This window comes from Aeromicrobium sp., from assembly GCF_049587115.1.
Lineage (GTDB): Bacteria > Actinomycetota > Actinomycetes > Propionibacteriales > Nocardioidaceae > Aeromicrobium.
The window spans coordinates 1-8,313 of sequence record NZ_JBAVDI010000029.1 but is presented as its reverse complement, the minus strand read 5'-3'; the positions used below and the strand labels follow the sequence as shown (position 1 = coordinate 8,313).

The following is an 8,313-nucleotide window of genomic DNA, read 5'->3' as shown; positions in this document are numbered from 1 at the left end:
ACCCGACACTGTCGGGTCCCCCGCAAAACTTGGGGAAGTGCGGGGCTCTCGCCCTGCGGGTGAATCAGGCCTTGCCGAGGATCCGGTTCAGCTTCGTGCCACAGACCGGGCAGATGCCCTTGGCCATACGCGTGCCCTTGTCACTGACATGGACCTCGCCGGACGTCTCGCGCTTTTCCTTGCACTTGACGCAGTAGAACTCGCCACTCCATGTTTCCGACATTGCGGCCTCCTTGACGATGTGGTGCGAATCACGTTCAGCGTACGCGTGACGAGGCGATTTACCGCTCAGGCGGGCACTTTCCGTCCCGGCGAGTCGCCGCGGGGTCAACGTCAGATTTCGACCCACCGATCGCGGTTCACGCCACCGCGCGCGGCACAGGTTAGGGGTCGCCGAGTTTGCGTGCAACCGGTTTGCCAAACTGTTGTCCACGCCTGTGGATAAAGTTGGGGATAGGTTGTGGGGAACGCCGTGATCCCATGTGGACGGCATGTGGATGAAGCAGTGGATAACGAGTGGCTGCGGATTCGGATCCACCACCCGCTCAGGGTCTGACCAGCCGCGACGTCTGCCGGGGTCTGTGGATGCAGAATTGGTCGGGCCCGGACGGTAGGTTGCTCGGGTGAGTACGTACCAGCACATCGCAGATGAGGATGCAAACGCGTGAGCGAGGTCGAGATCCGACGCAGCGCCCGACGCAGACGCACGGTTCGCGCCTATCGGGAGGGCAACAAGACGATCGTGCTGATGCCGGCGAATCTGTCCAAGGACGATGAGGAGCTGCACGTTCGGAGTCTGGTCGAGCGGCTCGACCGCCGTGAGCAGAGAGCTCGACCCAGCGACGAAGGTCTTCAGGTGCGGGCGGCCGAGCTGTCGCGCGTGTGGCTCGACGGTCGGGCGGTACCCCGATCGGTGCGCTGGGTCTCCAACCAGAACAGCCGCTGGGGCTCGTGCACCAGCACCGATCGAAGCATCCGTTTGTCCGACCGACTCAAGGGGATGCCCGAGTGGGTCATCGACTACGTGCTGCTGCACGAGCTCGCGCATCTGATCGAGCCCAACCACAGTCGCCGCTTCTGGGCGCTCGTGGAGGCCTATCCGCACACCGCGAAGGCTAAGGGTTTTCTCGAAGGCGTGTCCTGGCAGCAGCGATGAGCTCGCGCACCGACTGATCGGTGCCATCGGGCAGGTCGTCGACGCCGAACCAGGCCAGGTCGTCGGACTCCTCGCTCATGACGTGCTGCGCGTCCGGGGGTGCGACAGCGACGAACTGGACGTCGAGGTGGTGCGAGGGGCGGATCGGTCCGCAGGAGGGCACTTCGTGTCGCGACAGCAGGACGGGGAAAGGGTCGATCGCCAGGTCCGCGATACCGCCCTCCTCCCGGGCCTCGCGCAACGCCGCGCCAGCAAGCGTTGCATCATCGGGTTCACAGTGGCCGCCGGTCTGGAGCCAGCGCTTGATGATGCGGTGCAGCGTGAGCAGCACGCGGCTGTGGTCGGCCGAGAAGATGATCGCGCTGGCTGTCAGGTGGTCGGGATGGCACTCCCGACTCATGGCGTCGGGGTACCGGGACATGTGCTCCAGATAGACCCGGCGGAGGCGGTCCTGCTCGTCGTCAAGAGGAGCCCACGCGGTCAGCACCTCGCGGGTGTCGTCGAGCAGTCTCACTCGCTGCGGTCCGGCCCGCGCTCGTCAGTCGGGCCGTCGCCGCGCTCGGCGTCGTGGTCGAGCAGCTCACCGAGTGCCGTGTCGAAGTCGTCATCGCTCTGGGTGCGATTCTCGCCCTGCGCGAAGCCGAGCGGGTCTTCGAGGTCCGCTATGGATGGCATCAGGTCGGGGTGGCTCCAGACAGCGTCGCGGGCATCAATGCCCTGCCGATCGCGCATCGCCGCCCACAGCGACGTCGCCTCGCGCAGCTTGCGCGGCCGCAGCTCGAGTCCGACCAGCGAGGCGAAGGTCTGCTCGGCCGGTCCTCCTGCAGCCCGGCGACGGCGCATCGCCTCGGCCAGCGGGGCAGCCGCGGGCATCCGGTCCTTGGTCGCCTCGGCGACGACCTCGTCGACCCATCCCTCGATGAATGCCAGCAGGGTTTCGAGCCGGTCCAGAGCCTTCTGCTGCTGTGGTGTGCGCTCGGGCTCGAACAGACCACCGGCGAGCGCTTCCTGGATCTGTTCGGGTCGCGACGGGTCGAGGCCCCGCAGCTGCGACTCGATCGCAGACACGTCGATGCTGGTGCCGCGTCCGAACTCCTCGATTGCACCGATCAGCGCGGGACGAAGCCAGGTCGCGTGGTGGAACAGTCGATGGTGCGCGCACTCCCGGAGCACGATGTAGAGCAGGACATCCGAGGCCGGGTGCTCCAGACCTTCGCCAAAGGCCTCGACTCCGGCGGGAATCACCGCGGCGACCCGTTCGGTGCCGAGGGGGATGCCGATGTCGGTCGACGAGACGACCTCGCCGGCGAGGCCTCCGAGTGCCTGCCCGACCTGCTGGCCGAACATCGCCCCACCGGCCTGGCTGAGCATGCCCATCAGCGGTCCGGCCATCGACTTGGCCTCCTCGGGGAGCGCTTCGCTCATGGCCCCGACCACGTGCTGGGCGATCGGTTCGACGAGCTGTTGCCACGTGTCAGACGTTGCTTCGATCCACTGGGCGCGGCTCCACGCCGTCGCGGTCGTGGCTCCGGCGGGGATCCCGGTGACGGAGTCGAGCCAGGTCTCGGCGAGGCGGACGGCGTCATCGACCGCACCTTGTTGCGCGGAGTTGGGGGAGGGGTCGGGGCCAGCGGCCGCGAGGGCATGGCGGGCGACTTCCTTGGCCAGATCGAAGTTGACGCTGCCTTCGTGCGGCGCGAACATCTTCTGCATCTGGCCCATGATCTGGCTCATGTCCATCTGCCCACCTGAGAACGCTCCGAACAGCTGCTCCATGGGCGTGCCCTTGAAGGGGTTCTCCGGCTCTTCATTCTCGTTGTCGGACATGTGTCAACAGTACCGAGTGAGTCCCTCGAACCCACGTTCCTGCTGTTCGCCCTACGATGAATCAACCATGAGTGAAGTACGTCTGCTGGACATCCGCGACGCCCCGCTGAGCCTCGACGAGGTGTACGCCGCTGTGACCGATCCATCTGCCGGGGGCATCTGCGTCTTCGTCGGAACGGTGCGTGATCACGACGAGGGCCATGACGTCGCAGCGTTGGGTTACTCCTCCCATCCGACAGCGCATGACCGCCTGCGGGACGTGGCCGAGCGCATCGCCACGGAGTGCGATGTCGTAGCCCTGGCGGGGGTGCATCGGGTCGGAGAGCTGGTGGTCGGCGACCTCGCAGTTGTCGTCGCGGCCTCCGCCGCGCACCGGGCCGACGCCTTCGAGGCGTGTCGGCGACTGATCGACGAGCTCAAGACAGACGTTCCGGTCTGGAAGCACCAGACCTACAGCTCGGGCGATGCCGCGTGGGTGGACCCGACCGCGGTTGCTGGCACTGACTAGGCTCTCGGTGTGTCCGACCCGTCCAAGCTGAGCACGCGCTACACGACCATGGTCGTGGCGGCGTTGTCGCTGATCGTGCTGACCAGCTTGGCTTCGATCCTTCCCGTGCCCTACGTGACGCTGAAGCCCGGGCCGGCATTCGACACGCTTGGCGAGTTCGACGGCAAACCGACCTTCACGTTCGGCAAGGACGTCACGACGTATCCGACGACTGGCTCGCTCGACTTCACGACGGTCTCCGTCACCCGGCCCGGCGGGCACCTCTCGCTGGCCGCTGCCATCGCGGCCTACTTGGACGGTGACAACGCGGTCGTACCGAAGTCGCTGGTCTACCCCGACGACCAGTCCGCCCGCCAGTCGAATGCGGACTCGGCTGCCGAGCTGACCAGCTCCAAGGATTCTTCGCGGGTCGCGGCGCTGCGCGCGGCCGGCTACACCGTGTCGAGCCGGGTGGCGGTGACCGGGCTGGTCAAGGGCGGCGCCTCCGAGAAGCTCCTGAAGGTCGGCGACGTCGTGACCAAGATCGACGGCGCCGCGGTCAGCACCCCGGACCAGACGGTCAAGGCGGTCGGGGCCCGCGAGCCCGGCGAGACCATCGACGTGACCGTCGAGCGCAAGGGTGGGACGAAGGTCGTGCCGATCAAGAGCCGTCCGGACCAGGACGACCCGACGATCCCGCGGATCGGCATCACTCTGGGGGAGAAGTACCGTTACCCGATCGCCATCACCAACAACGTCGGCAGCCAGATCGGCGGACCCAGTGCCGGCACGATGTTCGCTCTGGCGATCTACGACAATCTCACTCCCGGCGCACTGACCGGGGGAAAGCGGATCGCCGGCACGGGCGAGATGGGGGTCGACGGGACGGTCGGGCCAATCGGCGGCGTACGCCAGAAGATGGCCGGCGCCTCCGCCGCCGGCGCCACGATCTTCCTGGTCCCTGCCGCCAACTGTTCCGAGGCCACCAGTGGCGACGACAACGGACTGATGCTGGTCAAGATCACGAAGCTCGACGATGCGATCTCCTCGCTCGAGTCCCTCGCGAAGGACCCGAAGGCGACGGTGCCCACATGCAGCTGATGCCGGACTCGCCCCTGCGCCGAGTTGCGCTCGAGGTCGAGGCGCACGTTGCGGCCGAGGGCTGGGACCAGCCGCCGCGCCTGTTCGCCCTGGTGTCGACCGCCGATCTGATTGCACGGGAGCCAGCCTTGGCCGATCAGTTGTCGGCCGAGCCGGACAGCATCACGCCGGTCGAGCAGGAGCTGTCGAGCGAGCGCGAGCTGGAGGACCTGCTCACCGAGATCGAGTGGCCCGACGCGGTGGCTGGTTGTGCCGCGGTCGTCGAACGCATCATGCTGCCCCCGGATGCGGAGGAGTCGCTGCCGGAGGATCCAGACGAGCTGCTGGCAGCTGTCGCCGCACACCCGGATCGCCGTGAGGTCCGCCTGGTCGCCGCCGTGACCCGAGACGGCCGCGCCCACAGCACCGTACGTGCCAGAGAACCCGCCGATGCCGAGCTGCTGGAAGGCCCCGATCTCGTCCCCGGACTGATCGAACACCTTCGCCGCACTCTGGCATAGAGTCTTGTCACCCCGTCAACAGGAGCCACGTGAGCGACATCTTCGGAACACCCCGCCCCAGTCGACCGCCCCGCGAGGGGCCTGATCGTCGACAGCGGGTCATCGTCCCCACGCTGGTCACACTGGCGCTGCTGCTGTTCCTGGGCTCGATCTTCACCAGCGTTTGGACCGACCGGTTGTGGTTCAAGTCGGTCGGCTACTCCGACGTGTTCCGCAGTGTGCTGTTCACCCGCGTCTCGCTGTTCCTGGTGCTCGGCCTGCTCTTCGGCCTGTTCGTGGTTGGCAACCTGTTCATCGCGTTCCGCACCCGCCCGGATGCCGCTCCGATGCGCCGTGATGATCCGGCCTACCGGTATCGCCTCGCCCTCACCCCGTTGCTGCGTCCCATCGCGATCGGGCTGGGCCTGGTGCTCAGCGGCTTCGCCGGGTCGGTCGCGGCGGCGCACTGGGACACCTACAAGATGTGGCGCAACAGCACGCCGTTCGGGACCAAGGATCCGCAGTTCGGCAAGGACGTCAGCTACTACGTGTTCGAGTACCCGTGGTGGCGTTTCCTCACCTCGTACTCCTTCGCGCTGATCGTCATCACGGTGCTGGCAGTGGTGTTCGTCAACTACGTCTACGGCGGCATCCGCATCGCCGGTCGTGGCCCCAAGCTGACCCGGGCCGCGCAGGTGCACCTCTCGGTGCTCGTGGGACTGGCCGTGCTGCTGAAGGCCGTGTCGTACTATCTCGACCGGTTCGGCCTGATGATCGGCTCCGGCGGTCTGGTCGACGGCGTGACCTACACCGACGCCAACGCGCGCATCCCCAGCAAGAACATCCTGATCGGCGTCGCAATCGTCTGCGCGTTGTTGTTCTTCGCGGCAATCTTCATTCGTTCGTGGGCGCTACCGGCGATGGGCCTGGGCCTGCTCGCGCTGAGCTCAATTTTGATCGGCGCCATCTGGCCCGCGGTCATGCAGGGATTCCAGGTCAAGCCGTCCGAGCCGGACAAGGAGGGTCCGTACATCGCCAAGAACATCGAGGCGACCCGCAAGGCGTACGGGGTCAACGACGTCAAGGTGGAGTCCTATTCGGCGAAGACGTCACTGACTCCGGCAGAGCTTGCTTCTTCGGCGGAGTCGCGGGTCAGCACCCGACTGCTGGATCCGACGCTGATCTCGGACGCGTTCGAGCAGCTCCAGCAGGTGCGCGGCTACTACGCCGTGCCTCCGACACTGGACGTCGACCGCTACAAGCTCGGCGACGAGGACCAGCCGCAGGACACCATCATCGCGGCGCGCGAGATCAACCTCTCCGGTCTCCAGTCGAGCCAGCGCAACTGGGCGAACGACCACACTGTCTACACCCACGGCTACGGCGTCATCGCGGCTCGCGGCAATCAGCGTGGCCCCAATGGCGAGCCGGTCTTCGTGGCTCGGGACATCCCGCCGGTCGGCGAGATCAAGACCACGACGCCGCCGCGCATCTACTTTGGTGAGCAGTCCCCGTCGTACTCGATCGTTGGCCGGCCGAAGGGCCAGGCTCCGATCGAGGTCGACATTCCGCGCGGCGGGGCCTCGAACGACAAGTCCGGCGAGGACAACGCCACTCAGAACACGTATGACGGCAAGGGTGGTGTGCCGGTCGGCAACCTGTTCAACAAGGCGCTGTTCGCATTCAAGTTCGCCGAGCCCAACATCGTGCTGTCCAACCGGGTCAACTCCGAGTCGAAGATCCTGTACGACCGCGAGCCGCGGGACCGGGTCAAGAAGGTCGCCCCATGGCTGACTGTCGACGGCGACACCTACCCGGCGGTCGTCGACGGCCGAGTGGTCTGGGTGGTCGATGGTTACACGACCAGCAACTCCTACCCGTACTCGTACCACCGCTCGCTGCGTGACGCGACGGCCGACACCTTGACCGACGGTCAGTCGCAAGCGGCTCTGCCGACAGATCAGGTGAACTACCTGCGCAACTCGGTGAAGGCTGTGGTCGATGCGTATGACGGCAGCGTCAAGCTCTATCAGTGGGACACCAAGGATCCGGTGCTGAAGACGTGGATGAAGGTCTTCCCCAACGTCGTCGAGCCGAAGGCCAAGATCAGCAACGCCCTGCTTGAGCACCTCCGCTACCCGGTCGACCTGTTCAAGGTGCAGCGCGACGTGCTGCAGCGCTATCACGTGACCGACGCCCAGACGTTCTACGAGGACGGCGAGCGCTGGAAGGTGCCCGAGGATCCGACCGCGCCGACCGGGTCGAATGCCCTGCAGCCGCCGTACTACTTGTCGACGGCGCGTCCGGGCGAGGATGTGCCGAAGTTCTCGGTCACCAGCGTCTACCTGCCCAACAGCAGGCAGAACCTGGCGGCGTTCGTCTCGGTCAACTCCGAGGCCACTGACACTGCGAACTACGGCAAGATGCAGATCCTGCAGCTGCCGAGCGAGACGCAGATCTCCGGCCCGAGCCAGATCGCGAACGACTTCCAGACAGACAAGGGAGTGTCGCAGGCCTTGCTGCAGTACCAGCAGTCCAAGACCGCGACGATCCTGTACGGCAACCTGCTGACGCTTCCCGTCGGCAACGGTCTGCTCTATGTCCAGCCGGTCTACATCAAGCGAAGTGCGATCGAGGGCTCCTACCCGGTGCTGCAGTTCGTCATCGCCTCGTTCGGCAAGGATGTCGGGTTCGGACAGACGCTCGACGAGGCGCTTCGGGTCGCGCTCGGGTTGAAGGCCGGATCGGTTCCGACCGACTCACCGACCACTCCGAAGACGGGTGGGGACACGCCCGCCGCGAAAACCGCTTCGGCGCTGCTCGACGACGCCACGGGCTACTACGAGGATGCGCAGGCTGCGCTCAAGAAGGGCGACCTGTCGACCTATCAGCGGCGGATCAACCAGATGGCCGATGCGATCGCCGCCGCCCAGCGGGCTGTGAGTGCGGAGAACTCGGCCGCCAAGAAGTAAGCAGCGACGGTCTGCCCCTCGGCAGGCGCCACCCGGATACGGAAATTTTCGTGTCCGGGCGGCGTTGGGCCTGGCAGGACAGGAGCTGGACCCCCGGATTTGATCCCAGGAGCATGAGACCGTAAAGTAAGGCGAAGCGACGCGGGGTGGAGCAGCTCGGTAGCTCGCTGGGCTCATAACCCAGAGGTCACAGGTTCAAATCCTGTCCCCGCTACCAAAAGTAATTCGTTAGAACCACGGTCCTTTGAGGGCCGTGGTTCTTTCTTTTCCCATGACAGGTGACCTCTGGGC

At 66.0% G+C, this 8,313-nt stretch carries 8 protein-coding genes and 1 tRNA gene; 6 read left to right on the top strand and 3 right to left on the bottom strand.

Translation table 11 applies throughout. From position 1 onward, the window contains the following. Positions 1–64: 64 nt before the first annotated feature. Entirely contained in the window at positions 65–223 is a 159-nt protein-coding gene (locus WB461_RS03175) for a DUF5679 domain-containing protein (protein ID WP_162891075.1), read from the bottom strand. A gap of 441 nt (positions 224–664) precedes the next feature. Between WB461_RS03175 and WB461_RS03170 the strand changes: the two genes are divergently transcribed. Then, positions 665–1,156, top strand: coding sequence for a M48 family metallopeptidase (locus WB461_RS03170; protein WP_423851270.1), 492 nt, complete (start codon positions 665–667; stop codon positions 1,154–1,156). Here the strand turns inward: WB461_RS03170 and WB461_RS03165 are convergent. Then, positions 1,116–1,670: an NUDIX hydrolase gene (locus WB461_RS03165; RefSeq protein WP_423851269.1), complete on the bottom strand. Its 555-nt coding sequence runs from the start codon at positions 1,668–1,670 to the stop codon at positions 1,116–1,118. The two genes, WB461_RS03170 and WB461_RS03165, sit on opposite strands and share 41 nt — an antisense overlap. After that, positions 1,667–2,983: a zinc-dependent metalloprotease gene (locus WB461_RS03160; RefSeq protein WP_423851268.1), complete on the bottom strand. Its 1,317-nt coding sequence runs from the start codon at positions 2,981–2,983 to the stop codon at positions 1,667–1,669. The genes WB461_RS03165 and WB461_RS03160 overlap by 4 nt, the downstream gene beginning before the upstream one ends. 67 nt (positions 2,984–3,050) lie before the next feature. Between WB461_RS03160 and WB461_RS03155 the strand changes: the two genes are divergently transcribed. From WB461_RS03155 to WB461_RS03135, 5 genes are all read left to right on the top strand, one after another. Beyond that, positions 3,051–3,491: a molybdenum cofactor biosynthesis protein MoaE gene (locus tag WB461_RS03155; protein ID WP_423851267.1), complete on the top strand. Its 441-nt coding sequence runs from the start codon at positions 3,051–3,053 to the stop codon at positions 3,489–3,491. Between the two features lie 9 nt (positions 3,492–3,500). Further along, a complete protein-coding gene (locus WB461_RS03150) occupies positions 3,501–4,571 on the top strand; it encodes a YlbL family protein (protein WP_423851266.1) in 1,071 nt (356 codons plus the stop codon). Then, positions 4,562–5,071: a PPA1309 family protein gene (locus WB461_RS03145; protein WP_423851265.1), complete on the top strand. Its 510-nt coding sequence runs from the start codon at positions 4,562–4,564 to the stop codon at positions 5,069–5,071. Before WB461_RS03150 ends, WB461_RS03145 begins: the two co-directional genes overlap by 10 nt. Before the next feature lie 29 nt (positions 5,072–5,100). Next, positions 5,101–8,022 carry a UPF0182 family protein gene (locus WB461_RS03140; RefSeq protein ID WP_423851264.1) on the top strand — a complete coding sequence of 974 codons (2,922 nt, stop codon included), beginning with the start codon at positions 5,101–5,103 and terminating at the stop codon, positions 8,020–8,022. 140 nt (positions 8,023–8,162) lie between these two features. Further along, a tRNA-Met gene (locus WB461_RS03135) sits at positions 8,163–8,239 on the top strand. The last annotated feature ends 74 nt before the right edge of the window (positions 8,240–8,313 follow it).